Source organism: Brevibacterium sp. NPDC056726 (assembly GCF_042790515.1).
Classification (GTDB): Bacteria; Actinomycetota; Actinomycetes; order Actinomycetales; family Brevibacteriaceae; genus Brevibacterium; species Brevibacterium sanguinis.
The window spans coordinates 105,364-130,780 of record NZ_JBHTYZ010000002.1; the positions used below are offsets into that span (position 1 = coordinate 105,364).

A 25,417-nucleotide genomic window follows, 5' to 3' on the forward strand; every position below is an offset into this window, starting at 1 on the left:
CTCAGACCGCGGTGAGGAGTGAGGCGCCGAGGTGGGCGTCGACTGCGCTCATGACGTGGTCGACCTTCGTCAGCAGGTCGTCGAGGACGTCCTGGTCGGCAGTCAGCGGCGGGGAGAGCACGAGCATCGTCGCTCCGCGGTTGTCCGGCCGCGTGATGAGCTGAACCTCTCTCATCGCCGCGGGGATCACCTCGGTGAGGACGGTCTTCGACTCCTCCGGGGTGAGTTCGCGACCGGTCTCCCGATCGCCCATCATCTCGATGGCATAGAAGAATCCGGCCCCCCGATACTCCCTGATGCTGCGATGGTCCTCGACGATCCGGTCGAGGCCGTTCTGGAAGTAGGGTTCGAGGCTGCGGACATTGCCGAGCACGTTCTCGTTCTCCACGGCCGTCAGATTCGCCACGGCGACCGCGGTGCTCACGGGGTGTCCGCCCCAGGTGGCGCCGTGCGTGAACAGGCCCGCCTGCGGTGAGGACAGCACGGCTTCGGCCAGCGGTCTGCGGATGATGACCCCGCCCAGGGGCGCGTAGCCGGAGGTGGAGCCCTTGGCGAAGGTGATGAGATCGGGGACGACGTCGAACTTGATCGAGCCGAACCACTCGCCGAGGCGCCCGAATCCGGTGATCACCTCGTCGGCGACAAGCAGGATCCCGTGTTCGTCGCAGATCCTGCGCAGCTCCTGCCAGTAGCCGTCGGGAGGAACGAGAGCGCCGCGGGAGTTCTGCACGGGCTCGGCGAAGAGCGCGGCGAAGGTGTCGCCTCCCTCAGCCTCGATGAGCTCGCGGATGGCGCGGATCGAGGGAAGATCCGCGGCGGTGCCGCCCTCGGGGATCGTCTCGCCGAGGGTGTTGGGGACGTGGAAGACGCCCGGCATGAGATCGCCGAAGGGTGCCTTGTAGGCCGGGATCCCCGTGACGGCGAGGGCCCCGAGAGTCGTCCCGTGGTAGGCCATGTCGCGGGCGATGATCTTCGTGCGCTGCGGTTCACCCTGCGCGACGTGGTACTGGCGCGCGAACTTCACGGCTGACTCGACGGCTTCGGACCCCGAGTTGACGAAGAACACGGTCTCGAGGTCGCCCGGGGCGTGCTCGGCGATGAAGGTCGCCGCGTCGATGGCTGCCGGGTGGGCCGAGCCCCAGTTCGTCCAGTAGGCGAGCCGGCTCATCTGCTCGAACGCGGCCTGCGGGATGTCCGTGCGCCCGTGTCCGATGTTGACGCAGAAGAGGCCGGCCAGGCCGTCGAGGTAGCGGTCGCCGTTCTCGTCGGTGAGATAGCTTCCCTCACCGCCGACGATGATCGGCAGACTGTCGTCGTTCCACACCTTCCCGGTGGTGAAGTGGGGGAACAGGTGCTTCTGTGCACGGCTTCTCATATCCGAGTTCGTCACGCGACTCTCCAATCCTGCAGTCGTGGCCGCCACGACGGTGTGTGCGGCCGGGATCATCGATGGAAGTGATCCTGGTCTCACTCTGGTGTCGACGGGCCCGCGGCTGAAGCCCCAATCCGGTGGCATTTCTTTGGTACCAGCGCGGGGATCGGCATCTCAGCTGGTCAGAGGACTGCCGAGCAGGGATTCGAGCGCGAATCTCAGCTCCTTGACACCGGCGGGGATCGCCTCCAGTCCGATGACGGAGAAGCCGAGGCGGAAGTGGTTGCGCGAGCCCTGCGGATCGAGGAAGAACGCGTCACCGCCTTCGATGACGACCCCGCGGCGCAGGCATTCGGCGGCGAGGTCGCGGGCGTCGAGCTCGGGCGGACCGGCGATCCAGACGCTCACCCCGCCGGCCGGGAAGGGGATCGTCCACGGCAGCTCGGCCGTCAGCGCCTCGGTCAGGCGCAGCCATTTCTGCCGCAGGTGGGTGCGGCGGCGGACGACGGTGCGCTGGTACTGCCCGGATTCGATGAGCAGACCCATGGCGCGCTGGGTGTGCCCGGAGACGTGGCGGATGGAATAGCGGCGGTGGGTGCGCAGCCGTCGGATGAGCCCGGAATCGGCGACGATGTAGCCCAGCCGCAGACCGGGGGCGAGGAACTTGGAGAACGATCCGAGGTAGATGACGTGATCGGATCCCGACAGTGCTTTGAGTGCAGGGGTGGGCTTGCCGCGGTAGCGGAACTCCGAATCGTAGTCGTCCTCGATGATGAGCGAATCGGCGGTGCGCGTCTGCGCGAGGAGGTGTCGGCGCCGTGCCGAGTCGAGGGTGACGTTGCTCGGGCAGTGATGGCTGGGTGTGACGTAGAGGAGATCGGGCGGGCTGTCGGGCACGACCATTCCCCGGCGGTCGACGGGGATGCCCTCGAGGCTGCCTCCCATCCGGGCGAAGGAGTGCTTGGCATCCGGGTAGCCGGGGTCTTCGACTCCGACTCGCATCCCGGGGTGGATGAGCATCTGCGCGAGGAGATCGAGCCCCTGCTGCGAGCCGGCGGTGATGAGGACGTTCTCCGCGCCGACGTGGATGCCGCGCGCCGGCAGGATCCGCTGGCACAGCATGTCGACGAGCATCGGATCGTCCTCGTCGACGGCATCGCGCACGGAGTGCCAGAGATGTTCGGGATCCATCGCGGTGCGCAGCGCCTTCGCCCAGGCGAGGCGGGGAAACTCCTCGGGATCGATCTGGCCCGCCACGAAGGGGTACGGGCGGGAGCGCCAGTCCTTGGGCTTGACGATCTCCGGCAGTGCGGCGTCCGCCCCCACGCGCACCTTCGCGGCCCAGTCGATCGACTCCGCTCGATCCGGCACCGGCTCGGTCGCGTCCGTCTCTCCCTCGACGAGCTCGCGATTGACGAAGTGGCCGCTGCGCGACCGGGCTTCGACGAGCCCGCTGGCGACGAGTTCCTGGATCGCGGCGTTGACGGTGTTGCGGGAGACTCCGATCTCGCGCGCCAGCGTCCGGGACGACGGCAGGGGAGTGTCGAGGTTGAACGCTCCGGACATGATCTGATGCTCGAGAGCTTTTCGCAGCTGCCGGTAGAGGGGTTCATCGGCAGCGGCGCTGATCTCGATCGGCGATCGGATCTCGGTCCGGCGACGGTCGTGCTGATCGTCGGAAGTCGCGCTCATCTCAGATCGGCTGGGACGGACTGTCCGCACCGTCGAGGGGATGGTACCGGGGGATGACGACCATGGGCACGGGCAGACTGCGGAGCATCTTGTTGGCAGTGGTGCCGAGGAAGATCGTGTGGCGCTGCGCCAGTCGGCTCGATCCGATGAGGACGATCTCTCCCTCGCTCCAGTCGAGGCTCTCGATCGCGGCCTCCGTCGAGCGCCCGCGAGCGATGTCGACGGAGACGTCGACGGCGCCGTCGACGCTGGCCGATGCCTCCTCGAGCACGCGTTCGGCGTGCTTGTCGGGGGCGTTCGCCGCGGGGACGGCGTCGAGGGAGACGAGCGAGATGATCCGCAGAGGGACGCGATGGAGGACGGCGGAGTCGACGGCCACCTGGAGCACCGCCTCGGCGCCGGTCCGCGTGCCCAGCGCACACGTGATGCGGGTGAGATCGCTGGGCGGCAGGTAGCCTGCCGGAGCGAGGGCCACCGGGGCGGTGGCGGTGTGGAGAAGCGCATTGGCGACGGATCCCACGGTGAAGCGGCGGAACGGTCCGTGACTGGCCGCTCCGACGATGATGAGATCGGTGCGCCTGACAGCGGCCACCTCGAGGATCCCCTCCGCCATCGAGTCGGCGAAGTGGATCGTCGCGCGCGCCCGCAGGGTCTTCGGGATGAGGAAGAGGGACTTCGCCATCCACTCCTCGGCCTCGTCGGCCTTGAGGCGCTGGTACTCCCGCTCCTGAGGAGTGGCGGCATCGTCCGGGTGTGCGCCGCTGATGACGTGGACGAGATCGATCTCGACCGCACCGGGGTCGTCCAGCGACTGCGCCAGGGTCGTCGCCAGCGAGATCGCGTCGCGGCCCCGGCTGTCCTTCGTCAGTCCGACTACATAGCGCATGGCTCACCCTCCGGCAGGTCGAAACGAGTCGGCATCGAGAACGTCGGTGTTCGCGCCGATGCTCGTCACTATAGGGGCGAGGGCGAAGCGATCACAACCTCGTTCGGCATGAGAGATGAGCAAAGGCAACTTGGTTTCGAATTCTGCGGAGATTCTCCTCGCAGCGTTCCAGTTTTTCGAGAGAGCACGCACAGGTTTGTCGAGAGAGCACGCAGAAGGGGGCGGAGGCCTGCGCCTCCGCCCCCTCTCATGTCAGGACGAACCTCTGGAGTCAGGACGATCGTCTCGTATCAGGACGAACCCGGTGCCCCGACCCGATCGGACCCGGGACTCAGCCGACGAACTCCTGGCGGATCGTGCCGATGCCCTCGATCGTCGTCTCGAGGACCTGCCCCGGCTGGATGAGCTTCGGCGGTTCGCGCGTGAAGCCCACGCCCGACGGGGTGCCGGAGAAGATGACATCGCCGGGATGGAGGGTGAGGATCTCCGAGAGCTTCTCGACGAGCGAGGGCACGTCGAAGAGCATCTGGCTCGTGCGACCGTCCTGGACGACCTCGTCGTCGAGCTTATCGGAGATCGCGAGGTCGTCGCGGTTGGGCAGCTCGTCGGGGGTGACGAGCCACGGACCCGTCGGCGAGTAGCCGGGGTAGGACTTCCCGAGGCCGAACTGCGGGGCCGGTCCGTCGAGCTGGATCGCGCGCTCGGAGAGGTCCTGGCCGACGGTGACGCCGGCGACGTAGTCCCATCCGGTGCCCTCGGCGATGTCGTGGGCTTCGCGTCCGATGACGATGACGAGCTCGGCCTCCCAGTCGTTCCGTCCGTCGGCGACGAGCTTGACGGTCGTGAACGGACCGGTGAGCGAGGACTGGAACTTCGGGAACACCGGCGGCAGCTTCTCCGGGGTGTCGAAACCGCTCTCGGTGACGTGCTCGGCGTAGTTGAGTCCCACGCCCATCGACTGCAGCGGACGCGGGGAGACCGCGCCGAGCTGCTGCGGGTCGATGGTCACCGTCTCACCGGTCGCCTCGGGCGCCCAGGCGAGGAAGTCGTCCCACTGATCGTAGACATCCTGGATCTCGGGGCCGAACCGGCCGTCGCTGGCCGCGGCGACATCGATGCCCTGGTTGTCGCCGGTGACGATGACGGCGCGGGAGTTGTGGTTGGCGAGTTTCATGGGTGTCCTTCTCTGTTGGTGACAGGTTGAGCTGATGACAGGGTGGATGGGGCGGCGGTCAGCGCTGCCGGTTGGGGATCCCGTGGTCGAGGATGTCGGCGGGCACCTGACCGTCCCATTGGTTGATCCAGTAGAGGTCGTCGGGGTCCCAGTGCCGGGCGGGACGGTCCTTGTCGCGGATCGTCTCCATGTCGCAGTAGTACTCGATGACCGCACCGGTCGGTTCGACGTAGTAGACGGCGACGTTGTCGCCGGCCCCGTGGCGCACCGGTCCCCACGCCAGGCGCGCACCCCGCCGGGCGAGGCGGTCGCCGAGGCGGACGAGATCGTAGACGTTCCCGGCCTGCCATGCGTGGTGGTGGATTCCGGTCTTGTTCGACGTGAAGATCGCGACCCCGTGGTGATCGTTGTTGCACCGCAGGAAGAAGTGCTCGTTGCCGATCTGGTCGGAGACGGCGAAGTTGAAGACGTCCTTGAAGAACTCCGTCTGCGCCGGGGCGTCGAGGACCTGGATGTTCGTGTGCCCGAGGCGATCAGGAGCGGTCGTGCCCCGCTTGAGCATGCTGTAGTCGAGCTTCTCGGTGTAGATCTGCCAGGTGAAGCCCTCGGGGCCGACGAAGGCGAAGCCCTCCTCGATGTGGTCCTCGATCGGCTGCTCGGAGACGATCGTGTACCCGCCGCGGTCGACCTTCGCACGGATCGCCTCGAGCTCCGCGGAGTTCTCGACGACGAGCCCCTGGTGGTCCACGGCGTCCTGGTCGGACTGCGTGTAGACGAGCTCGTGGTGCTTGTTCTGCGCGGTGAGGAACGCCTTCTTCGCCGTCGACTCCGTCTCGACGAGACCGAAGACGTCGACGGCGTTGGAGATCGAGGCGTGGAGGTCCCTGGTGAGCAGGGAGACGTAGCCGATTTCCGAGATGGATCCTTGTGCGGTCATGCCGTACTCCTCATTGAGCTAATCGATATAATGATTATGATGATTACGATAGCAGTGAATCGTGGATAATCAAGGGTGACGTGACAAGGAGGTGGCGATGCCTGCGACGAAGCAGATCGCCGAGGCGGCGGCGACGTCCGCCGGGACAGCGGCGAGCCGCACGGAGACCGCGACGGCGATGATCATCGCGATCGCCCAGCGCCATGCGGCGGGCACGCGGCTGGGGACGAAGGAGACGCTGCGCACCGAATGCGGGGTGTCCGTCGGCACCTTCAACGAGGCGCTCGCGCTCGCCCAGGCACGCGGATACGTGACGATGAAGCCCGGACCCGGGGGCGGCATCTTCGTCGACGAGCAGTCCGCGATCGCCCGCCTCGGCAACGCGATGCTCGCCCTCGACACCGCCGAGCCCTCCGTCCCCGACGCCATCCGCATCCGCGACGCGCTCGACCCGCTGCTCATCGACGACGCCGTGACCTCCGCGCAGCCGGCCGACATCGCCGGCATGCGCGGGCAGCTGGAGAGGATGCGCGCGGCCCTCGACGCCGGCGAGCACCTCGAGTTCGCCCGGGCCAACTGGGCGCTCCACCGCGTCATCGCCGAGGCGTCGCCGAGCCAGATGCTGCGATCCGTCTACCTCGGCGTCCTCGGGCTGCTCGAGGACCACGCGGTGAGCATCGCCGGCAGCGCTGACGCCCCGCTGCCGGAGTACGTGCGGTCCCGCTACGACCTCCACGTCGAGATCGTCGACGCGATCGCGGCGCGCGACGGTGAGCGCGCCCGCGAGCTCATCGCCCTCCACAACCTCAACGGATGACACCTCGCTCACCGGCCGGGTCCCTGGTCAGCTGCCGGGCAGCTCGGCTGCGAGCTGTCGGCGGTGGCGCAGCGGGCTGATGCCGAAGCGGTCGCGGTAGGTGCGGGAGAACTGCGCCGCCGACCGGAAGCCGCTGGCCGCAGCGACCTCGGCCATGCTCAGGCCCGCGGCGCGCGGATCGGCGAGCAGCCCGGCCGCCGTGTCGAGGCGGGCACCGAGCACGGCGCGGGGCACGCTCAGCCCCGCCTCGGCGAGGATGCGGGTCAGCTGCCGCTCCGAGACCCCGAGGTGCCCGGCGATGCGCGCGGCACCGAGATCGGGCTCGCGGTGATGATCGGCGATGACGGTGAGCGCCTCCTCGACGATGCTCCCGCCGGGGGAGGCCGCGGTGAGCACGCTGCCGAGCAGGTCGAGGAGCCGCCCCTCAAGCGGCGCACCCCCGCCGAGGCGTCGGTCGATGAGGCCCTCGGCCACCTCGGCGAAAGCCCTGCCCGGTGCGGTCGGGCTCGCGGAGTCGTCGAGGTCGAGGGCGGTCGGGGTCGGCCACGAGGACCGGCCGGTGAGATCGGTGAGCGTGCGGCGGGGAAGGCGGACGACGAGCTCGTCGACCCCGGCCCCGAGGCCGCGCGCGAACGCGGTGTCACCGTCGACGACGATGCCCCGGCCGGGTCCCAGCGTCAGCTGTCCCGCCCGATGGGCGAACGTGCTCGCACCCCGCAGCGGCAGATAGAGCAGGGCCCCGGACGCCGGGTGGCCGGCGATCTCGGCAGGCCCGCGCCGCACGGCATGCGGGGTGCCCGTGACCTTGGCGATGCGCACCTGCGGGAGGTCGAGGGTCGAGGTCACCGCGCGGAAGGCGGCGCCGCCGGCGGAGACGGTGCGCAGGCCCACGAGGGCCGCGGCATGGTAGGCCTCCCAGTCCTCGACGCGGCGCGCGGGAGGCGCGGCGTCGGTGGAGAACCGCGCGCGCACCGGTGGGTCTCCCGCGCTGGCGATCATGCCTCTCATCGTAGCCGTGACGGCGTGAGCCGGATCTCAGCTTTTTGACGATTTCGGCCACGATCACCTCGGCGAGATGACCCCGCGCACCGGCCCGTGCCACCCTCGAGGCCACGCGGAAACCACCGCACCACACGACAAGGAGAGTCACCATGGTCATCTTCGACGACGGAGTCGCAGAGACAGCCACCCCGGAGGGGGACATCGTCGACACCGACGTCCTCATCGTCGGTTCGGGTCCGGCGGGGGCGTCAGCGGCCCTGTTCCTCTCGACCCTCGGGATCCCCAACATCATGATCACGAAGTACCGGTGGACGGCGAACACCCCGCGGGCGCACATCACGAACCAGCGGACGATGGAGATCTTCCGCGACGTCGGCATCGAGGACCAGGTCCTCGCCGAGGCGACCCCGCACGAGATGATCGGCGACACCGTCTTCTGCACGTCCCTCGCCGGTGAGGAGATCGGACGGATCCTCACCTGGGGAAACCACCCGGCCCGGCACGCCGACTACGAACTCGCCTCCCCATCGCTCAACTGCGACATCCCGCAGACCCACCTCGAGCCGATCCTCGTGAGGAATGCGACGATGCGGGGCACGCAGGCCCGCTTCTCCGCCGAATACCTCTCCCACACCCAGCATCCCGACCACGTCGACGTCCAGGTCCTCGACCGCCTGACCGGCCGGGAGCTGACGATCCGCGCGAAGTACCTCATCGGCGCCGACGGCGCCCGGTCGAAGGTCGCCGCCGACATCGACCTGCCCATGGTCGGGGACATGGACATCGCCGGATCGATGAACATCACCTTCACCGCCGACCTCGAGACGCTCGTCGGGCACCGGCCCTCGGTCCTCTACTGGGTCATCCAGCCGGGATCGAACATCGGCGGCATCGGCGCGGGACTCGTTCGCATGGTCAGACCGTGGAACGAGTGGCTCATCGTCTGGGGCTTCGACATCGCGCAGGGACCGCCGGAGGTCACCGAGGCCGACGCGCTGCAGATCGTGCGCAACCTCATCGGCGACCCCGACCTCGAGGCGACGATCACCGGGATCTCCCTGTGGGGCAACAACGAACAGTATGCGAGCCGACTCCAGTCGGGCCGGGTGTTCTGCGCGGGGGACGCCGTGCACAAGCACCCGCCGTCGAACGGACTGGGATCGAACACCTCGATCCAGGACTCCTACAACCTCGCGTGGAAGATCGCGGCCGTCCTCCGCGGAGAGGCCGGAGAGGACCTGCTCGAGACCTACAGCGCCGAACGCGCCCCGGTCGCCGAGCAGATCGTCACCCGCGCGAACAAGTCCGGTCGTGAGTTCGCCCAGCTCTTCGACGCCCTCGGGCTCACCCCCGACCAGACCGAGGAGGAGATGAACGAGGCGATCGCCGCCCGCAAGGACGCCACCGCAGACGGCGCGGCCGTGCGGACGAAGGTGAGGGAGGCGATGGAGGTGAAGAACTACGAGTTCAACGCCCACGGCGTCGAACTCGGACAGCGCTACGTCTCCACGGCCGTCGTCGCCGACGACCGGGACCCGACGGAGAACCCGCGCGACCCCGAGCTCTACTACCAGGCCGGCACGGATCCCGGCGTGCGCCTGCCCCATGCCTGGGTCGGCAACTCGCGGGAGAAGCTCTCCACCCACGACCTCGCCCCGTACACCCGGTTCACCCTCATCACCGGGACGACCGGCGCCGGCTGGGAGGAGGCGGCGCAGGCGGCCGGGCAGCGCCTCGGCGTCGACATCGGCACCGTCGTCATCGGCCCCGACCGCGACGTCACCGACCTCTACTTCGACTGGGATCGCCTCCGCGACGTCGCCGAGGACGGTGCGATCCTCGTCCGTCCCGACAAGCATGTCGCGTGGCGGGTGCCGTCCCTGCCCGACGACGCCGCCGACCAGCTCACCTCAGCTCTCGCCGCTATCCTGGCGACGGGACCGGCAGACTCGAACGAAAGGCTCGGTGACATCGCATGACCTTCGATTTCACGCACACCACCCTCGGCCAGCGCGTCGTCTTAGGCACCGGGCAGGCCGCTGCCGCAGTCGCCGCGGAGGTCGAGCGCCTCGGGGCCGAACGGGTCATGGTCATCGTCTCCGGATCCGCCGCGGACAAGGTCACCGACTTCGCCGACCACTTCCCGGTCGCCCTGTGGCACCGGGAGGTCGTCATGCACGTGCCCGCCGAGGTGGCCGATCGTGCCGTGGCCGCCGCCGAGGTCGGCGACATCGACCTCGTCGTCAGCGTCGGTGGCGGTTCGGCAACGGGGCTGGCGAAGGCGGTCGCGCTGCAGACGCGGATCCCGGTCATCGCCGTGCCCACGACGTTCTCCGGCTCCGAGGCGACGAACGTGTGGGGGCGCACCGAGAACGGCCGCAAGCGCACCGGGGTCGATGATGCGGTGCTGCCGCGCACGGTCATCTACGACGCCGACCTCCTGCGCGACCTGCCCCACGACCTCGCCGTCGCCTCGGGCCTCAACGCCCTCGCCCACTGCATCGACTCGCTGTGGGCCCCGGCCGCCGACCCGATCAACCGGGCGCTCGCCCTCGAAGGCATCCGGGCGCTGCGCGAGGGTCTGCCGCAGCTCGGCGCGGAATCCTCCGCACTGACGGGGCTCGAGTCCACGCTCTACGGCGCCTACCTCGCCGCCGTCGCCTTCGCCTCGGCGGGATCGGGCATGCACCACAAGATCGCCCACGTCCTCGGCGGCACCTTCGACCTCCCGCACGCCCAGACCCATGCGATCGTCCTGCCCTACGTCCTCGCCTTCAACGCCCCCGCCGTGCCCGAGGCCGAGGCGCGGATGGCGGAGGCGTTCGGAGCCGAGACCGCGGTCGCCGGACTCCAGCGGCTGCGCGAGGCCGTCGGCGCCCCGCGGGCACTGTCGGAGCTCGGATTCGCATCCGGTGACATCGCCGAGGCGGTCGACCTCGCCCTCGAAGCGATCCCCGGCGACAACCCCCAGCCGGTGACGCGGGAGAACCTCACGGCGCTGCTCACCGCCGCCCGGCGCGGCGATGAGCCCCAGACCGTCGCCCCGCAGGGGTCGCCGGGCGGGACCGGCATCGCCGCCGAGGCGGCCGAGGACGCTGCCGGGCTCACCCCGGCCGAGGTCGAGGAGCGGCTCATCGACACGGTCATCGCCTCGTTCTCGGGCACCCCCGATGACCGCCTCCGGCAGCTGATGACCGCGGTCGTCACCCACCTCCACGGACTCATCCGCGACGTGCGGCTGACCGAGGACGAATGGAACCGGGCGATCGGCTTCCTCACCGACGTCGGACACATCACCGACGACCGCCGGCAGGAGTTCATCCTCCTCTCCGACGTCCTCGGCGCATCGATGCAGACGATCAACGTGAGCAACCAGCCCTACCGTGACGCCACCGAGGCGACGGTGTTCGGACCGTTCTTCGTCGACGACGCCCCGCTCATCCCCGCCGGCGGGGACATCGCCGGGGGAGGAGTGGGAGAGCCGTGCTGGGTCGAAGGCGTCGTCCGCGACACCGACGGGGCTCCCGTGCCCGGGGCCCGCATCGAGGTCTGGGAAGCCGACGAGGACGGCCTCTACGACGTCCAGCACGATGACGACCGCGTCTACGGGCGGGCGCATCTGTTCTCCGACGACGACGGGTCGTTCCGGTTCTGGGGGCTCACCCCCACTCCGTACCCGATTCCCGACGACGGACCGGTGGGGCGGCTGCTGGCGGCGACGGGGCGCTCGCCGATGCGGGCGAGCCACCTCCACTTCATGGTCACGGCCCCGGGCCTGCGCACGCTCGTCACCCACATCTTCGTCTCCGGAGACGAACTGCTCACCAGCGATTCGGTCTTCGGCGTCAAGGACTCCCTCATCAAGGACTTCGCGCAGCAGCCGGCGGGCACCCCGACCCCCGACGGCCGCGACCTCGGTGACCTGCCGTGGTCGCGCACGCGCTTCGACATCGTGCTCGCTCCCGCAGGCGTCTGACGACGACCGGGCGACGACGACCGGGCAGATCGTCGAGTGACGACGCCGGGGCGTCAGGCGCCGCCGCTGCTCACCCGGTGGCTCGCGTGCCGGTCTCGTCGATCCAGATCCACCCGTCGGGCAGCGGCGCCCAGGCCGCGACCTCGCGACCGGACTTCGAGGAGTCGGCGAGGACGACGACGCTGCGGGCGCGCTCGGCGATGAGCTCCTTCGTCCTGGCCTCGGCGAGCGTCGGCTCCCCGATGCCGACGTCCGGGTCGACGGCGTCGGCGCCGAGGAACGCGACGTCGACGTGGACGCGTGCGAGCGCATGGTCGCTCAGCGCCCCCGTCGTCCCGTGCGAGAGGGTCGAGACCTCACCGCCGACCATGGTCACACGCGGACCGTTCGGGTGCGCGAGCGTCAGCGCGATCTCGAGTCCCCGGGTGATGACGGTGAGGTCGTCGCGGTCGCGGAGACGCTCGGCCACCCGCACGGTCGTCGATCCGGCGTCGAGGAAGATCGTGCGCACCTGCGCGCTTACGTGGCTCAGGGCGTGGGCGGCGATCGCGTCCTTCGCCTCGGCCTGCTGCTCCATCCGCTGACCGAGTGGGGGTTCGACGTACCCGGCGGCGGTCGCCCCGCCGATCGTGCGGATGACTTCACCGGCGTCGGCCAGCTCCCGCAGGTCCCGCCGGATCGTCGACTCCGAGGTTCCGAGCTCGGCGGCCAGGCGCGGGATCGACCACGCCCCCGACTTCAGCCGGGACCGGATGTCGTCGCGGCGCTTGGCCGTGCTGCTGCGGACGGCCATCACCGCGGCAGGTACTCCGCGCGGATGCCGTCGACGAAGGGCGCATAGCCGATCGCCGCACGGTAGGCCGAGCGCATCGTGCCGGCATCGGCGAGTCCCTGTCCGGCGATGTCGAATGCCGTGCCGTGGTCGACGGAGGTGCGCAGGATCGGCAGGCCCACGGTCACGGAGATCGTGCCGTCGAAGTCGTACGTCTTCGAGGCGATGTGCCCCTGGTCGTGGTACTGCGAGAGGATCCCGTCGAAACGCCCGGTCAGCCCCTGGTGGAAGACGGAGTCGGCGGGGATGGGTCCGGCGACGTCGAAGCGACCGGCGGCGTTGACGGCCTCGACGGCGGGGCGGAGGATCTCGATCTCCTCGTCCCCGAACGCCCCGTTCTCCCCGCCGTGCGGATTGAGGGCGGCGACGGCGAGCCGCGGCGCAGTGACCCCGTAGAGCTGCAGGGCGCGATGGGCGCGTTCGATCGAATCGATCTGCGTCTCGACGGACAGCGCGTCGATCGCCTTCCGCAGCGACATGTGCCGCGTGGCGAAGAAGATCTGGAGCTTGTGGTCGGGGACCTTCGCGTTCTCGACGACGAACATCGTGTCCTGCTTCGTCACCCCGGTGAGCTCGCCGAGCATCTCCGTGTGCCCGAGGTGCTCAGAGCCGGACTGCCACACGGCCTCCTTGTTGATCGGTCCGGTGACGATGCCGGCGATCTCCTCATCCATCGCCGCCCTGGTCGCGACTTCGATGGCCGTGACCGCGGCACGGCCGGCGCGCGCGTCGACGACGCCCCAGTCGGGCAGGTCGTCACCGAGCACGCCGATGTCGAAGACGTCGATGACGCCCTCTCCCGCCGAGGCGGTCGCGAAGTCGGTGATCGGGCGGAGTTCGACGTCGAGGCCGAGGACGTCGACGGCGCGTCTCATCACGGCGAGATCGGCGACGGCGACGCCGTGCTGGTCGTCGCGGGCGGAGAACTCCGCGAGCACCTGGGCGGTGATCTCCGGGCCGATCCCGACGGGGTCTCCCACGGTCACGGCGAGGATGGGTGCGGTCATGTCATACTCCTTCGGTGGTGCGGTCTCGGTGGTCGGCATCGGGCTCATCCCTGCCCGACCCGGGAGGTCGCCATGAGGTAGTCGAGGCAGAGGGCTGCCGTGTCGGAGTCGCCGATGAGACCGCCCTTCGTGACGATGGGCAGGCCGTCGGCGCGTCCGCCGACGAGGCGACCGCCGACGGCGAGCGGGATGATCTCCCGCTCGAGTTCCATCCCGACGGCGCCCACCGCGCGCATCACCGCTGCGGTGATGTCCCCGCCGGTGGTGTAGAGGCCGGTGACGGCCGGGGAGGTCATGATGAGCTCGGCGATGGCGGCGAGCCGGCGGGTCGTCTCCTCCGCGGCCGCGGCGCTGAGACTGCGCAGATCGGAGGCGTCGACGACGGTGGCGATGATGATCGCCTTCGCCGAGGTGACGCCCTCGACCCGGGCGATCGTGGCCTCGACAGCGGGCAGGCCGTCCTCGTCGAGGACGACGCGGACGACGGCGTTGCGGGGGTCTTCGGACAGTGTGGCCAGCTGCGCGCGGGTGACCTCGGTGGCCGATCCGGAGATCCCGAGGATGATCCCGTTCGGCCGCGTCGGGAGCAGCGGCAGGGCGAGGGCGAGGCTGCCGGGACCGGGATCGATCGTCACCCAGTCGAGGGTCTCACCGCCGGGCGGGTCCGCCCCTGCATCGGGTGCTTCCGCGGCGATCTCCCGGGTCACTGCGGCGACGACCGAGCCGACGAGTTCGATGTGCTCGGTGGTCAGCGCATCGACGATGATGACGTCGGCGCCCGAGGCGATCCCGGCGAGCACCGCCTCCCGGACGGCATGGCGACCGGCGAGCACCTGGGAGATGTCGATGAGATGGCAGTCGAGGTCGGTGCCGTCGCGAAGGATCTGCGCGACATCGGAGGTGTGCATGGGGGAGCGGACGTCGCGGCGCAGCTCCGTGTGCTCGAGCAGCCGCCCGTCGAGCAGCTGCAGGCCCTCGACCGTCGTGCGTCCGGCGGCCGGGAAGGCGGGGATGCAGAGGCCGATGACCCTCTTCGCCGGGCCGTCCGCGCGGGCGGCGAGCCGGCGTCGGGCGGTCAGCGCCGCCTCGGCGCTCACCCCGACATTGCCCCGCAGCGTCGTGTCGATCCGGCACGCGACGAGGTCGATGTTCCCGGCGCTCGCCACGAGCTGTGCGGTGAGCTCGGCCGCGGTGGCGGCGGGCAGGTGCCGGGAGTCGGCATTGAGGACGACGGCGTCGTAGTCGTCGAGGAGGACGTCGAGGTCGACCGTCTCCGTCGCACTCGTGGACGTCACGGTGATCGTCCGCAGACCCGCCTCGGCGAAGAGGGCCCCGCACGCGTTTCCGCCGGTGAGGTCGTCGGCGATGATGAGGATGCGCGACGTCTCCGCGTCGCCGTCTGCACTGCTCATACGACCAAGTCGAGCACGAAGAGGAGCGGAATGGAACCCAGCCACACGGCGGTCGTGATCCCCGACCAGCCCTTGATCGCCTGCACCCCGTCGAGGCCGGCGAAGCGGGTGACGACCCAGAAGTACGAGTCGTTGAAGTAGGAGAAGACCATCGATCCCGCGGTGCAGGCCATGACCGCGACGAGCGGGCTGAGCCCGAGCGGGGCGATGAGCGGGGCCGTCACCGAGGCGGCGGTGATCATGGCGACCGTGCCCGAACCCTGCGCGATGCGCACGAGGGAGGCGATGATGAACGGCACGAGGAGGGCGGGCAGGCTGATCGAGGCGATCGCCTCGGCGAGGGCGTCTCCGACCCCGGATTCGCGCAGCACCATGCCGAAGCTGCCGCCGGCGCCGGTGATGAGGAGGATGAGTCCGGCCGAGGCGGCGCCGTCGGCGAGCCAGGCCTGGACCTGGGTGCGCGGGGTCAGGCGCGGCAGGAGGGTGTAGACGGCGAGGACGAGGCCGATGATGAGCGCGACGACGGGGTTGCCGAGGAAGGCGATGGGAGCGACCCACGCGGACGGTTCGTAGTCGTCGCCGGCGAGCATCCCCTGGGCGTTGCGGTCGATCGCCGTCGACACGGTGTTCGCGACGATGAGGAGCAGCGGGATGATGAGCGGGAGGAAGCCGAGGACCGCGCCCGGCTGCCTGCCACCGGCGGTCCGCGGGCTTCCGGTGCCGTCTCCGGTGTCCGCTGCGCCTCCGGCGGTCGTCGTCTCCGTGGTCGGCGAGACCGGCGCCGCGGTCTCCGCTGCCCCTGCGGTCTCCGGTGCTCCCGCGGTCACCGTCGTATAGACGTCGTGCTTGACTGTGACGTTGAGGAAGGGTTCGAGCTTCGGTCCGATCCAGCGGGCGTAGATGACGACGACCGGCAGGAGGATGACGGTGAAGACGAGACCGGTGAGGATGACGGCACCGAGATCGGCGCCGAGGATGCCGGTGGCCGCGAGCGGGCCCGGAGTCGGCGGGACCATGTGGTGGGTCAGCGTCATGCCGGCGCCGAGGGCGAGGGCGAGCGTGATGTAGCCGCCGCGCTTGACGCGGGCGATCGAGCGGGCGAGCGGGTTCATGATGACGTACCCGGAGTCGCAGAACACGGGAATCGAGACGAGGGACCCGACGGTGCCCATCGCCCAGGGCTCACGGCCCTTGCCGAAGGCGCGGAGGAAGGCGCGGGCGAGCGAGTCGGCGGCGCCGGAGACCTCGAGGATCTTGCCGATGCCCACGCCGAGGCCGATGACGATTCCGATGCTCGCGAGGGTGTTGCCGAACCCGGTGGTCACGGCGTCGACGATCGAGAGCAGATCCTCACCGGCGACGATGCCGGTGACGATCGCTGCCAGGAGGAGAGCGATGAAGGCGTCGAGGCGCGTGGCCAGGACGATGACGACGATCGTCGCGATCCCGGCGACGAGGGCGAGGATGAGCTGCAGGTCCATGGGTCCTCCACATTGAGGCTGACCGGTCGGTCCGGCCAGAGGTGCGCGGTGCGGGCGGTCAGCGACGCACCGTTATGCACAGCATGAGCAAGTATGTGCCATAACTGCTCAGAAGTGCAAAGAAATTTCTCGCAGATTCCTGCGGATCGAGCTTGATTCATACCCCTAGGGGGTATAGGTTGACGATATGGACACGGAACGGGATCACCAGAGAGCGACGGAACTCGAGCAGAGCCACGCGGGCCATGACCATGCCGGACACCAGCAGCCCGGGGCCGATCACGCGGGCCACGAACATTCGGGCCATGATCATTCGGGCCACGATCACGCGGGCCACGATCTCGCGGGGCACGGGGCGATGGATCACTCGGGAATGGATCACTCCGGCATGGATCATTCGGGGATGGACCACTCGGGCATGGACCACTCCGGCCACGGGGGCCACGGCGGGCATGCCGCGGTGTTCGGCCGGCTCTTCGGGATCATGGCGGTCATCGCGGTGCCGGTCATCGCCTTCAGCCCGATGTTCGGCCACCTCGTCGGCTACATGGTGCCCGAATCGGGGCCGTGGGGCTGGGTGCGCTGGATCGCTCCGGTGCTCGGCACGGTCATGTACGTGTGGGGCGGCAAGCCGTTCCTCACCGGCGGGTGGAGCGAGCTCAAGGCCCGCAAGCCGGGGATGATGCTCCTCATCGCGCTCGCGATCACCGTCGCCTTCGTCGCCTCGTGGGGCGCCTCGCTGGGGATCCTCGACGCCGAACTCGACTTCTGGTGGGAGCTCGCACTCCTCATCGTCATCATGCTCGCCGGCCATTGGCTGGAGATGCGCTCGCTCGCGCAGACCACCTCGGCGCTCGACAGCCTCGCCGCCCTCCTGCCCGATGAGGCGGTGAAGATCGTCGACGGCACCACCGTGACGGTCGCACCCGCCGACCTCGTCGTCGGCGATGTCGTCCTCGTCCGCCCCGGCTCCGCCGTGCCGGCGGACGGGCGCATCGTCGACGGCACCGCGGAGATGGACGAATCGATGATCACCGGGGAGTCCCGACCGGTGCGCCGCAGCGTCGGCGACACCGTCGTCGCGGGCACCGTCGCCACGGACTCGGGCCTGCGGATCGAGATCACCGCGACCGGTGACGACACCGCGCTGGCCGGCATCCGCAAACTCGTCGCCGACGCCCAGAACTCCTCCTCACGCGCCCAGCGCCTGGCCGACCGCGCCGCGGCGTGGCTGTTCTGGTTCGCCCTCGGCGCCGCCGTCATCACCGCGATCGTCTGGACGCTCGTCGGCATGCCCGACACGGCGGTCGTGCGCACGATCACCGTCCTCGTCATCGCCTGCCCCCATGCCCTGGGACTGGCGATCCCGCTCGTCGTCTCGATCGCCACGGAACGCGCCGCACGCGCCGGGGTCCTCATCAAGGACCGACTCGCGCTCGAGACGATGCGCACCGTCGACGCCGTGCTCTTCGACAAGACGGGAACCCTGACGAAGGGCGAGCCGACCGTCACCGCCGTCGAGACGACCGGGACGCGCAGCGACGACGAGGTGCTCGCTCTCGCCGCCGCGGCCGAGACCGACAGCGAGCACCCGCTCGCCCGAGCGATCGTCCGCGCCGCCGACGAGCGGGGACTGACCGTGCCGACGGCACAGAACTTCTCGTCCTCACCGGCCGTCGGAGTGCGCGCCGAGGTCGACGGCACCGAGGTCGAGGTCGGAGGACCCCACCTCCTCAGTGCCCGCGGGGCCGTCGAGGCCCCGATCGCCGAGACCTGGCGGGCCGAGGGAGCGATCATCCTCCACGTCCTCGTCGCCGGGCAGGTCGTCGGCGCGCTGCGCCTCGCCGATGAGATCAGGGCCGAGTCCCGGCAGGCCGTCGAGGCCCTCCACGCCCAGGACATCGAGGTCGTCATGATCACCGGCGACGCCGAGGCGGTCGCCCGATCCGTGGCCGCTGACCTCGGCATCGACCGGGTCTTCGCCGGCGTGCGCCCGGCGGACAAGGCGGCGAAGGTCGCCGAACTCCAGGCCGAGGGGAAGACGGTCGCGATGGTCGGCGACGGCGTCAACGACGCCCCCGCCCTCGCGCAGGCCGATGTCGGCATCGCGATCGGTGCGGGCACCGATGTCGCGATCGGCTCGGCGGGAGTCATCCTCGCCTCCGACGATCCCCGTTCGGTGCTCTCCGTCCTCGAGCTCTCGCGGGCCAGCTACCGGAAGATGAAGCAGAACCTCTGGTGGGCCGCCGGCTACAACCTCCTCGCCGTCCCCCTGGCCGCGGGCATCCTCGCGCCGATCGGGTTCGTCCTGCCGATGAGCGTCGGTGCGATCCTCATGTCGGCCTCGACGGTCGTCGTCGCCCTCAACGCGCAGCTCCTGCGCCGCCTCGACCTGCGGCCCGAGGCCGTCGTCGCCGCGGCCGAGCGCCATCCCGCCGAGCGCTGAGTCCTCAGCGCTCGAGGGTCTCCTCGAGCGTGCTGCCGCCGACCCCGACGGTCACCTGCGTGCCCCACGGGTCGGCCAGGCGCACCGAACGCTCCTCGTCGGCGAACGGCAGCGACCGCGCCGTCAGCCTCTCGACGAGGGCATCGAGGTCCTCGCGGGCCGGCACCGTGATCGCGAGATCGCCGAGGCCGAGGCTCGCGGCCCGCGGTCCCGCGCCGAGGCTGTTCCACGTGTTCATCGCGACGTGATGGTGGTAGCCGCCGGCCGAGGCGAAGACGGCCCCGGGCATCGTCGAGTTCGTCGGTTCGAAGCCGAGCGCGCCGACGTAGAACTCGCGGGCGGCGTCGAGATCGCCGACCTGCAGGTGAACATGGCCGACGGTGCCGGGCAGCTCCGATGCGCTCGTCAGCGTGCCGCTGTCGAGATGCTCGCGGAGGAAGGCGTTGGGGTCGAAGCCGATCGAGTCCATCTCGATCTCACCGGCGGGGGAGTGGCCCCACTGCGCGCGGTCCCGATCGACGTAGAGTTCGATGCCGTTGCCCTCGGGGTCGGAGAAGTAGAACGCCTGCGACACGAGGTGATCCTGAGCGGCGAGGAACCGGCTGCGGGTGTTCGCCGCGGCATGTGCGACGGTCGCGGCCAGGGATTCGGGAGTCTCGAAGAGGAAGGCGGTGTGGAAGAGTCCGGCGCTCCGGCGGCTGCCGACCGGCAGGTCCGGGGTCGAGACGAACTTCACCATCGGCGTCGTGCCGCGCCCGAGGACGCGGTGGACCTCGCGCCCCCGGGAAGCCTCCTCGAGCGGTTCGAGGGCGAGCGCATTCCGGTAGTAGTCGGTCATGAGGTCGAGGTCGCCGACGCGCAGGGTCACGGCGTCCATTCCGGCATCGGGTGGGAGGACGGTGCTGGGGGCAGAGGTCATCGGGCGCTCCAGATCAAGATGGTTGAATATTGAAGTATATCCGCGGTGGAGCGCGGTGGCCATGCCCGGCGGGACGGAAGAGCCCTGCCGTGCGCACCCGACGCTCAAGCGGGACCGGCAAAACTCCCGTCAGTCATCCAATGTATTGACAATCCATCCATTGCGTTTCGACAAATAATCCCGGCGAGATCTTGTCTTTGCTCGACTGTGCCTCTAGTCTGAGCAACAGACATAGGATGTCTCGCGTGATGACGTGGGACACGGTATTCAACGAGGAGTCACCGCCACATGTCAGAGACGACGAGCACTCCGCTGCTCGACATCCGCGGCGCCGCCAAATCCTTCCCCGGCGTCAGAGCCCTCTCCGACGTCGACCTCGACCTGTATCCCGGAGAGGTCCTCGGCCTCGTCGGGGAGAACGGAGCCGGGAAGTCGACGCTGATGAAGCTGCTCTCGGGCGTCTACACCCCGGACGCCGGGGAGTTCCGCATCGACGGCACCCCGGTGACGATCGGGTCGACGACCGACGCCGAGCGCCTCGGCATCGCCATCATCCACCAGGAGTTCAACCTCGTCGAGGATCTCACAGTGGCCCAGAACATCTATCTCGGCCGCGAACCGCGCATCGGTCCCTTCATCAGCGAACGTCAGCTCAACCGGGATGCGCAGGCCCTCTTCACCCGGCTCGGTCTCGCGCTCGACCCGCGCGCCGTCGTCGGGCGGCTCACCGTCGCCGCGCAGCAGATGGTCGAGATCGCGAAGGCGCTCAACCAGGATGCGCGGATCCTCATCATGGACGAACCCACCGCCGCCCTCAACGATGAGGAGGTCGAGGTCCTCCACGGGCTCATCCGCCGCTTCATCACCCCGGAGACCGGCGTCATCTACATCTCGCACCGGATGCCGGAGCTCAAGGCCATCACGGAGCGGATCACCGTCATCCGCGACGGCGAGAAGATCGGCACCGTGCCGACCGCGACGACCGAGATGCCCGAGGTCATCCGCATGATGGTCGGACGCGAACTCGCCGCCGTCGCCGACGCACCCGCCCATGACGACACCGCCGAGGTGGTCCTCGCCGTGACGGACCTGCAGACGAAGGCGAAGCTGCGCGGCATCAGCTTCGACCTCCGCCGCGGCGAGATCCTCGGACTCGCCGGTCTCATGGGAGCCGGCCGCACGGAGACCGCCCGCGCGATCATCGGCGCCGACCCCCTGACCGCCGGGACGGTCACCGTCAACGGCCGAGCGGTGACGATCGGCAGTCCGGCGGCGGCCGCGCGGCTGGGGATCTGCTACCTGTCCGAGGACCGCAAGCAGCTCGGCGTGCTCGTGGGGCAGAGCGTCCGCGACAACATCGCCCTGCCGAGCCTGCGGCGCTTCAGCCGCTTCGGGTTCACCGACGAGACGGCCATCGACACCACCGCCCGTGACCTCGTGTCACGGCTGCGGATCCGCACGCCGTCGATCACGCAGGTGCTCGAGAAGCTCTCCGGCGGCAACCAGCAGAAGGTCGCCATCGCGAAATGGCTCGTCAAGGACTGTGACGTCTTCATCTTCGACGAACCCACCCGGGGCATCGACGTCGGCGCGAAGGCCGAGATCTACGCCCTGCTGCGCGAGCTCAGCGCGCAGGGCAAGTCGATCATCGTCATCTCCTCCGAACTGCCCGAAGTCCTCCTGCTCTCACACCGCATCGCCGTGCTCAGCGAAGGCCACCTCACCGGCATCCTCACCGCCGCCGATGCCACGCAGGACTCCGTCATGGCCCTGGCCACGCAGCACACCGAATCGATGGGAATCGTCGCCTGAATGAATGCCGAAACCGCTTCCGCCGCCCGCCCGCAGACCTCTGATGCCCCGGCCGCCGACACCGGTCGTCCCGCCGGGACGCGCAGCTTCTGGCGCAACTCGCTGCAGCAGCTCCTCGCTGTGGCGAGCCTCATCGTCATCATCATCGTCTTCGCGATCATCAACCCCGATTCGTTCCTCACCGTCACGAACCTCTCGACGATCCTCACCACGGTGACGACCGTCGGGCTGCTCGCCCTCGGCGTCACGTTCATCATCATCACCGGCGGCATCGACCTGTCCGTGGGCACGGGGATGATCCTCTGCGGTGTCATGGCCGGGGTCTTCATCACGAACCTGGGTCTGCCGCTCATCGTCGGGATCGCCCTGACGATCGCCTTCGGCGGCCTCATCGGCCTCGTCAACGGCTTCAACGTCGCCGTCCTCGGGCTGCCGCCGTTCATCGCCACGCTCGGCATGATGATGATCACCCAGGGACTGTCGCTCGTCGTCAGCGGGACCAAGCCGATCTACTTCACCGACAGCCCCGGCTTCGGGGCGATCATGAATGTCTCGCTCATCCCCGGGATGCGGCTGCCGCTGGGCACCGTGCTCTTCCTCATCCTCATCGTCGTCTCGGTCATCGTCCTCCAGCGCACCCTCATCGGCCGCACGGCGTTCGCGATCGGCTCGAACGAGAAGGCCACGAGGCTCTCGGGCGTCAACGTCCGCGGCTGGCTGATCTCCGTCTACGTCCTCTGCGGACTCTTCGTCGGCCTCGCCGGGGTGCTCTCGGCCTCCCGTCTCAGTTCCGCGCAGCCGACCGGCGGCGCCGGCATCGAGCTCCAGGCGATCGCCGCGGTGATCATCGGCGGCACCTCGCTCGCCGGAGGCCGCGGGTCGATGGTCGGCACCGTCATCGGCGCCCTCATCATGGCCGTCCTCGACAACGGTCTGCGTATGGCCGGCGTCGCCCAGGAATGGCAGCAGGTGGCCATCGGCGTCGTCGTGCTGCTCGCCGTCTACCTCGACATCGTGCGCAAGAAGAACTCCTCCACCGGATCCGCACCACTCTGACCCACCATCGCCCTCACGAAGAATCGAAGGAGATCACCATGAGGATAGGAAAGCTGCTCACCTCGCTCGCGGCACTGTCGTCCATCGCCCTCATCGCCACCGGCTGCGGTTCGGCCGACACCGGATCGAGCGGCGGGGACGGAGAGCGGACGATCGCGATCATCTCGAAGGGCTATCAGCACCAGTTCTGGCAGACGGTGAAGACGGGAGCCGAGGAGAAGGCGAAGGAACTCGGCGTCACCGTGACCTTCGAGGGCCCCGACAGCGAGACCGACGTCGAACAGCAGGTCACCCAGCTGCAGACGGCGCTCGACAAGCAGCCCGACGCAGTCGCGATCGCCGCGCTCGACAGCAAGGCCGTCATCCCGCTGCTCCAGCAGGCGCAGTCGAACGACATCCCCGTCATCGCCTTCGACTCCGGCGTCGACAGCGACATCCCGCTGACCACCGTGGCCACCGACAACAAGGCCGCTGCCGCCGAGGACGCGAAGAAGCTCGCCGAAGCCCTCGGCGGGGAGGGCAAGGTCGGGATCGTCACCCATTCGGAGACGGCCCAGACCGGGGTCGAACGCCGCGATGGCTTCGTCGAGTACCTCGAGCAGAACGAGCCGAACATCGAGATCGTCGCCGAGCAGAACGCCGACGGCGATCAGGCGAAGTCCGCGGACGCGACGAAGGCGATGCTCCAGGCCAATCCCGACCTCGCCGGTCTCTACGGCACGAACGAAGGTGCGGCGATCGGCGTCGTCCAAGGAGCCAAGGAGCTCGGCAACACCGACGCGACGATCGTCGGCTTCGACTCGGGCAAGGCCCAGCTCGACGCGATCAAGGACGGGTCGATGCTCGGCGCGGTCACGCAGAGCCCGCTCGACATCGGCAGCCAGACCGTGCAGGCCGCCGTTGACGCGATCGACGGGAAGGACCTCGAGAAGCAGATCCCGACCGCGTTCTACTGGTACGACAAGAACAACATCGAGGACCCGAAGATCGCCGAGCTCCTCTACGAGTGAGGATCGGCGACCGCGGTGCTGGCGACGATCATGCCCGGTGAGGACATAAGGTGGGAGCCATGGCACTGACGGATGACGCGCTCGACAAGATCAAGGACCTCATCGTCACCGGTGAGCTCAGACCGGGGGACCGTCTGCCCCCGGAGGCCGAGCTCTCCGAGCGGCTCGGCCTCTCCCGCAACTCCCTGCGGGAGGCGGTCAAGGCCCTCGACTTCATCAACGTCCTCGACGTGCGACGCGGGTCGGGAACCTACGTCACCTCGCTCTCGGCCGAGGACCTCACCGAGGCGGTGTCCTTCCTCGTCGACGTCCACGCCTCGGGGTCGCTGCGGGAGATCCTCGAGGTCAGGCGCATCTTCGAAGCCGAGACCGCGTACCGCGCGGCGACCCGCATCGACGCGGCCGGGCTCGAGGATCTGCGGCAGACGATCAGGGACACCGACCCCGACTCGGTCGAATCCCTCGTCTCCCACGACTTCGACTTCCATGCGACGATCGCCAAGCACGCGGGCAACGACTACCTCGCCGCGATGCTCGAAGCCGTGTCGATGAAGACGACGCGGGCGCGGACCTGGCGGGGCATGACCGATCCCGGCGCCATCGAGCGCACCCTCGATGAGCACCGGGCGATCATCGACGCCCTCGCCGCCGGAGACGCGCGTCTGGCGCAGTCGATGATGATCCTCCACGTCACCGGCGTGCAGCGCTGGGTCGACGAGGTCGACGTCGTCGCCGACGACGCCCCCGGACCGGGCGCGGACTGAGCCTCACTCTGCGCGCAGTCGCAGTCCCTGCATGCCGCCGTCGACGGCGATCGCCGTGCCGGTCGTCGAGCCCTGGAGCGGGCTGGCGAGGAAGAGGATCGTCCGGGCCACCTCGGCGGGTTCGACGAGACGACCGTGGGGTTGGCGCGCATTGAGCTGGCGCAGCTCCTCCTCGGGGTTCTCCGCCTTCGACATCAGGCCCTTCATCACCCACGGGGTGTTCGCGGTGCCCGGGCACACGGCGTTGACGCGGATGCCCTCGCGGACGTGGTCGGCGGCCATCGCGAGCGTCATCGAGTAGATCGCCCCCTTCGAGGCGGAATAGAGGACGCGGTCGGGCAGCCCCGCTGTCGCGGCGATCGACGAGGTGTTGACGACCGCGGCGTGCTCGGACCGGCGCAGGTGGGGCAGTGCGGCCGCGGTGACGCGGGCGACGGAGATGACGTTGACGCCGAGCACGCGATTCCATTCGGCGTCGTCGTTGGCATCGACCTGCCCCTGCGCCCCGATGCCGGCGTTGTTGACGACGATGTCGATGCCGCCGTACTCGGATGCTGCCGCGGCGACGGCTGACTCGACGGAGTCCCGGTCGGAGACGTCGCACTGCAGCGCCAGGGCACCGGCGGGGGAGCCTGAGGGATCGAGGTCGAGGACGGCGACGTTCGCCCCGGCTGCCAGGAACTGTTCGGTGACGGCGGCGCCGATGCCCGAGGCGCCTCCCGTGACGAGGGCGGTGAGGCCGGCGAATTCTTCAGCGGTGGTCATGGCGGTCATGGTTCCTTCCGGTCGGTGTGGTGCGGAGAGTGCGGGGAATAGGCTCGT

At 69.3% G+C, this 25,417-nt stretch carries 21 protein-coding genes and 1 pseudogene; 9 read left to right on the forward strand and 13 right to left on the reverse strand.

From position 1 onward, the window contains the following. Window position 1: 1 nt before the first annotated feature. The 5 genes from ACFQ91_RS03965 to ACFQ91_RS03985 form a co-directional block, all read right to left on the reverse strand. On the reverse strand, window positions 2–1,375 hold the full coding sequence (locus tag ACFQ91_RS03965; protein ID WP_232623541.1) for an aspartate aminotransferase family protein: 1,374 nt from the start codon (window positions 1,373–1,375) through the stop codon (window positions 2–4). Window positions 1,376–1,546: 171 nt separating this feature from the next. Further along, the gene (locus ACFQ91_RS03970; RefSeq protein WP_198498306.1) at window positions 1,547–3,064 is read right to left on the reverse strand and encodes a PLP-dependent aminotransferase family protein; all 1,518 of its coding nucleotides are present in this window, start codon (window positions 3,062–3,064) and stop codon (window positions 1,547–1,549) included. A gap of 1 nt (window position 3,065) precedes the next feature. Next, entirely contained in the window at window positions 3,066–3,950 is an 885-nt protein-coding gene (locus ACFQ91_RS03975; protein ID WP_198498307.1) for a universal stress protein, read from the reverse strand. Window positions 3,951–4,281: 331 nt separating this feature from the next. After that, window positions 4,282–5,124: a fumarylacetoacetate hydrolase family protein gene (locus ACFQ91_RS03980; protein ID WP_198498308.1), complete on the reverse strand. Its 843-nt coding sequence runs from the start codon at window positions 5,122–5,124 to the stop codon at window positions 4,282–4,284. 58 nt (window positions 5,125–5,182) lie between these two features. Next, on the reverse strand, window positions 5,183–6,061 hold the full coding sequence (locus ACFQ91_RS03985; protein ID WP_198498309.1) for a VOC family protein: 879 nt from the start codon (window positions 6,059–6,061) through the stop codon (window positions 5,183–5,185). A gap of 97 nt (window positions 6,062–6,158) precedes the next feature. On the opposite strand from ACFQ91_RS03985, the gene ACFQ91_RS03990 reads away from it, so the two are divergent. Next, window positions 6,159–6,878 (forward strand): FadR/GntR family transcriptional regulator, encoded by a 720-nt coding sequence (locus ACFQ91_RS03990; RefSeq protein ID WP_198498310.1) that lies wholly within the window; start codon window positions 6,159–6,161, stop codon window positions 6,876–6,878. 27 nt (window positions 6,879–6,905) lie between these two features. On the opposite strand, the gene ACFQ91_RS03995 is transcribed toward ACFQ91_RS03990, so the two are convergent. Continuing rightward, window positions 6,906–7,877 carry a helix-turn-helix domain-containing protein gene (locus ACFQ91_RS03995; RefSeq protein ID WP_198498311.1) on the reverse strand — a complete coding sequence of 324 codons (972 nt, stop codon included), beginning with the start codon at window positions 7,875–7,877 and terminating at the stop codon, window positions 6,906–6,908. Window positions 7,878–8,029: 152 nt separating this feature from the next. Here ACFQ91_RS03995 and ACFQ91_RS04000 point away from each other — a divergent pair, with 152 nt between their 5' ends. The 3 genes and pseudogenes from ACFQ91_RS04000 (at window position 8,030) to ACFQ91_RS04010 (ending at window position 11,856) form a co-directional block, all read left to right on the forward strand. After that, the gene (locus tag ACFQ91_RS04000; protein WP_198498312.1) at window positions 8,030–9,859 is read left to right on the forward strand and encodes an FAD-dependent monooxygenase; all 1,830 of its coding nucleotides are present in this window, start codon (window positions 8,030–8,032) and stop codon (window positions 9,857–9,859) included. Continuing rightward, a pseudogene (locus tag ACFQ91_RS04005) lies at window positions 9,856–10,857 on the forward strand (maleylacetate reductase); the annotation flags it as partial. The gene ACFQ91_RS04000 and the pseudogene ACFQ91_RS04005, both read left to right, overlap by 4 nt. Window positions 10,858–10,950: 93 nt before the next feature. Further along, window positions 10,951–11,856 (forward strand): dioxygenase, encoded by a 906-nt coding sequence (locus ACFQ91_RS04010; protein ID WP_198500927.1) that lies wholly within the window; start codon window positions 10,951–10,953, stop codon window positions 11,854–11,856. A 70-nt stretch (window positions 11,857–11,926) separates the two neighbouring features. On the opposite strand, the gene ACFQ91_RS04015 is transcribed toward ACFQ91_RS04010, so the two are convergent. The 5 genes from ACFQ91_RS04015 to ACFQ91_RS04035 all read right to left on the reverse strand — a co-directional run bounded on the left by ACFQ91_RS04015 (window position 11,927) and on the right by ACFQ91_RS04035 (window position 16,985). Next, window positions 11,927–12,649, reverse strand: a complete 723-nt coding sequence (locus ACFQ91_RS04015) for a DeoR/GlpR family DNA-binding transcription regulator (RefSeq protein WP_198498313.1) — start codon at window positions 12,647–12,649, stop codon at window positions 11,927–11,929. Then, entirely contained in the window at window positions 12,649–13,695 is a 1,047-nt protein-coding gene (gene pdxA / locus ACFQ91_RS04020; protein ID WP_344251329.1) for a 4-hydroxythreonine-4-phosphate dehydrogenase PdxA, read from the reverse strand. Before pdxA ends, ACFQ91_RS04015 begins: the two co-directional genes overlap by 1 nt. A gap of 44 nt (window positions 13,696–13,739) precedes the next feature. Further along, the gene (locus tag ACFQ91_RS04025; protein WP_198498315.1) at window positions 13,740–15,107 is read right to left on the reverse strand and encodes a four-carbon acid sugar kinase family protein; all 1,368 of its coding nucleotides are present in this window, start codon (window positions 15,105–15,107) and stop codon (window positions 13,740–13,742) included. Further along, the gene (locus tag ACFQ91_RS04030; protein WP_198498316.1) at window positions 15,104–16,588 is read right to left on the reverse strand and encodes a GntP family permease; all 1,485 of its coding nucleotides are present in this window, start codon (window positions 16,586–16,588) and stop codon (window positions 15,104–15,106) included. The genes ACFQ91_RS04025 and ACFQ91_RS04030 overlap by 4 nt, the downstream gene beginning before the upstream one ends. Before the next feature lie 157 nt (window positions 16,589–16,745). After that, on the reverse strand, window positions 16,746–16,985 hold the full coding sequence (locus tag ACFQ91_RS04035; RefSeq protein WP_376870658.1) for a hypothetical protein: 240 nt from the start codon (window positions 16,983–16,985) through the stop codon (window positions 16,746–16,748). On the opposite strand from ACFQ91_RS04035, the gene ACFQ91_RS04040 reads away from it, so the two are divergent. Next, entirely contained in the window at window positions 16,977–19,034 is a 2,058-nt protein-coding gene (locus ACFQ91_RS04040; RefSeq protein ID WP_376904040.1) for a heavy metal translocating P-type ATPase, read from the forward strand. The genes ACFQ91_RS04035 and ACFQ91_RS04040 overlap by 9 nt on opposite strands. Window positions 19,035–19,038: 4 nt before the next feature. On the opposite strand, the gene ACFQ91_RS04045 is transcribed toward ACFQ91_RS04040, so the two are convergent. Continuing rightward, complete coding sequence (locus tag ACFQ91_RS04045; protein WP_198498318.1) at window positions 19,039–19,953, reverse strand: VOC family protein; 915 nt, start codon at window positions 19,951–19,953, stop codon at window positions 19,039–19,041. Between the two features lie 288 nt (window positions 19,954–20,241). On the opposite strand from ACFQ91_RS04045, the gene ACFQ91_RS04050 reads away from it, so the two are divergent. The 4 genes from ACFQ91_RS04050 to ACFQ91_RS04065 are packed head-to-tail and all read left to right on the forward strand — an operon-like array spanning window position 20,242 to window position 24,595. Further along, on the forward strand, window positions 20,242–21,765 hold the full coding sequence (locus ACFQ91_RS04050; protein WP_198498319.1) for a sugar ABC transporter ATP-binding protein: 1,524 nt from the start codon (window positions 20,242–20,244) through the stop codon (window positions 21,763–21,765). After that, a complete protein-coding gene (locus tag ACFQ91_RS04055; RefSeq protein WP_198498320.1) occupies window positions 21,766–22,821 on the forward strand; it encodes an ABC transporter permease in 1,056 nt (351 codons plus the stop codon). 38 nt (window positions 22,822–22,859) lie between these two features. After that, window positions 22,860–23,831 (forward strand): ABC transporter substrate-binding protein, encoded by a 972-nt coding sequence (locus ACFQ91_RS04060; protein WP_198498321.1) that lies wholly within the window; start codon window positions 22,860–22,862, stop codon window positions 23,829–23,831. Window positions 23,832–23,890: 59 nt separating this feature from the next. Further along, window positions 23,891–24,595 (forward strand): FadR/GntR family transcriptional regulator, encoded by a 705-nt coding sequence (locus ACFQ91_RS04065; RefSeq protein ID WP_198498322.1) that lies wholly within the window; start codon window positions 23,891–23,893, stop codon window positions 24,593–24,595. Between the two features lie 3 nt (window positions 24,596–24,598). On the opposite strand, the gene ACFQ91_RS04070 is transcribed toward ACFQ91_RS04065, so the two are convergent. Beyond that, window positions 24,599–25,360 carry an SDR family NAD(P)-dependent oxidoreductase gene (locus ACFQ91_RS04070; protein ID WP_198500928.1) on the reverse strand — a complete coding sequence of 254 codons (762 nt, stop codon included), beginning with the start codon at window positions 25,358–25,360 and terminating at the stop codon, window positions 24,599–24,601. Between the last annotated feature and the right edge of the window lie 57 nt (window positions 25,361–25,417).

What these genes read in the sequence shown, in the direction of transcription:
- ACFQ91_RS03965 (WP_232623541.1), bottom strand. Translation starts at nt 1,375, where the DNA reads ATGAGAAGCCGTGCACAGAAGCACCTGTTCCCCCACTTCACCACCGGG.
- ACFQ91_RS04015 (WP_198498313.1), bottom strand. Translation starts at nt 12,649, where the DNA reads ATGGCCGTCCGCAGCAGCACGGCCAAGCGCCGCGACGACATCCGGTCC.
- ACFQ91_RS04040 (WP_376904040.1), top strand. Translation starts at nt 16,977, where the DNA reads ATGGATCATTCGGGGATGGACCACTCGGGCATGGACCACTCCGGCCAC.
- ACFQ91_RS04060 (WP_198498321.1), top strand. Translation starts at nt 22,860, where the DNA reads ATGAGGATAGGAAAGCTGCTCACCTCGCTCGCGGCACTGTCGTCCATC.
- ACFQ91_RS03980 (WP_198498308.1), bottom strand. Translation starts at nt 5,124, where the DNA reads ATGAAACTCGCCAACCACAACTCCCGCGCCGTCATCGTCACCGGCGAC.
- ACFQ91_RS04025 (WP_198498315.1), bottom strand. Translation starts at nt 15,107, where the DNA reads ATGAGCAGTGCAGACGGCGACGCGGAGACGTCGCGCATCCTCATCATC.
- ACFQ91_RS04030 (WP_198498316.1), bottom strand. Translation starts at nt 16,588, where the DNA reads ATGGACCTGCAGCTCATCCTCGCCCTCGTCGCCGGGATCGCGACGATC.
- pdxA (WP_344251329.1), bottom strand. Translation starts at nt 13,695, where the DNA reads ATGACCGCACCCATCCTCGCCGTGACCGTGGGAGACCCCGTCGGGATC.
- ACFQ91_RS03985 (WP_198498309.1), bottom strand. Translation starts at nt 6,061, where the DNA reads ATGACCGCACAAGGATCCATCTCGGAAATCGGCTACGTCTCCCTGCTC.
- ACFQ91_RS03990 (WP_198498310.1), top strand. Translation starts at nt 6,159, where the DNA reads ATGCCTGCGACGAAGCAGATCGCCGAGGCGGCGGCGACGTCCGCCGGG.
- ACFQ91_RS03995 (WP_198498311.1), bottom strand. Translation starts at nt 7,877, where the DNA reads ATGATCGCCAGCGCGGGAGACCCACCGGTGCGCGCGCGGTTCTCCACC.
- ACFQ91_RS04070 (WP_198500928.1), bottom strand. Translation starts at nt 25,360, where the DNA reads ATGACCACCGCTGAAGAATTCGCCGGCCTCACCGCCCTCGTCACGGGA.
- ACFQ91_RS04065 (WP_198498322.1), top strand. Translation starts at nt 23,891, where the DNA reads ATGGCACTGACGGATGACGCGCTCGACAAGATCAAGGACCTCATCGTC.
- ACFQ91_RS03975 (WP_198498307.1), bottom strand. Translation starts at nt 3,950, where the DNA reads ATGCGCTATGTAGTCGGACTGACGAAGGACAGCCGGGGCCGCGACGCG.
- ACFQ91_RS04045 (WP_198498318.1), bottom strand. Translation starts at nt 19,953, where the DNA reads ATGACCTCTGCCCCCAGCACCGTCCTCCCACCCGATGCCGGAATGGAC.
- ACFQ91_RS04050 (WP_198498319.1), top strand. Translation starts at nt 20,242, where the DNA reads ATGTCAGAGACGACGAGCACTCCGCTGCTCGACATCCGCGGCGCCGCC.
- ACFQ91_RS04055 (WP_198498320.1), top strand. Translation starts at nt 21,766, where the DNA reads ATGAATGCCGAAACCGCTTCCGCCGCCCGCCCGCAGACCTCTGATGCC.
- ACFQ91_RS04035 (WP_376870658.1), bottom strand. Translation starts at nt 16,985, where the DNA reads ATGATCCATGCCGGAGTGATCCATTCCCGAGTGATCCATCGCCCCGTG.
- ACFQ91_RS04000 (WP_198498312.1), top strand. Translation starts at nt 8,030, where the DNA reads ATGGTCATCTTCGACGACGGAGTCGCAGAGACAGCCACCCCGGAGGGG.
- ACFQ91_RS03970 (WP_198498306.1), bottom strand. Translation starts at nt 3,064, where the DNA reads ATGAGCGCGACTTCCGACGATCAGCACGACCGTCGCCGGACCGAGATC.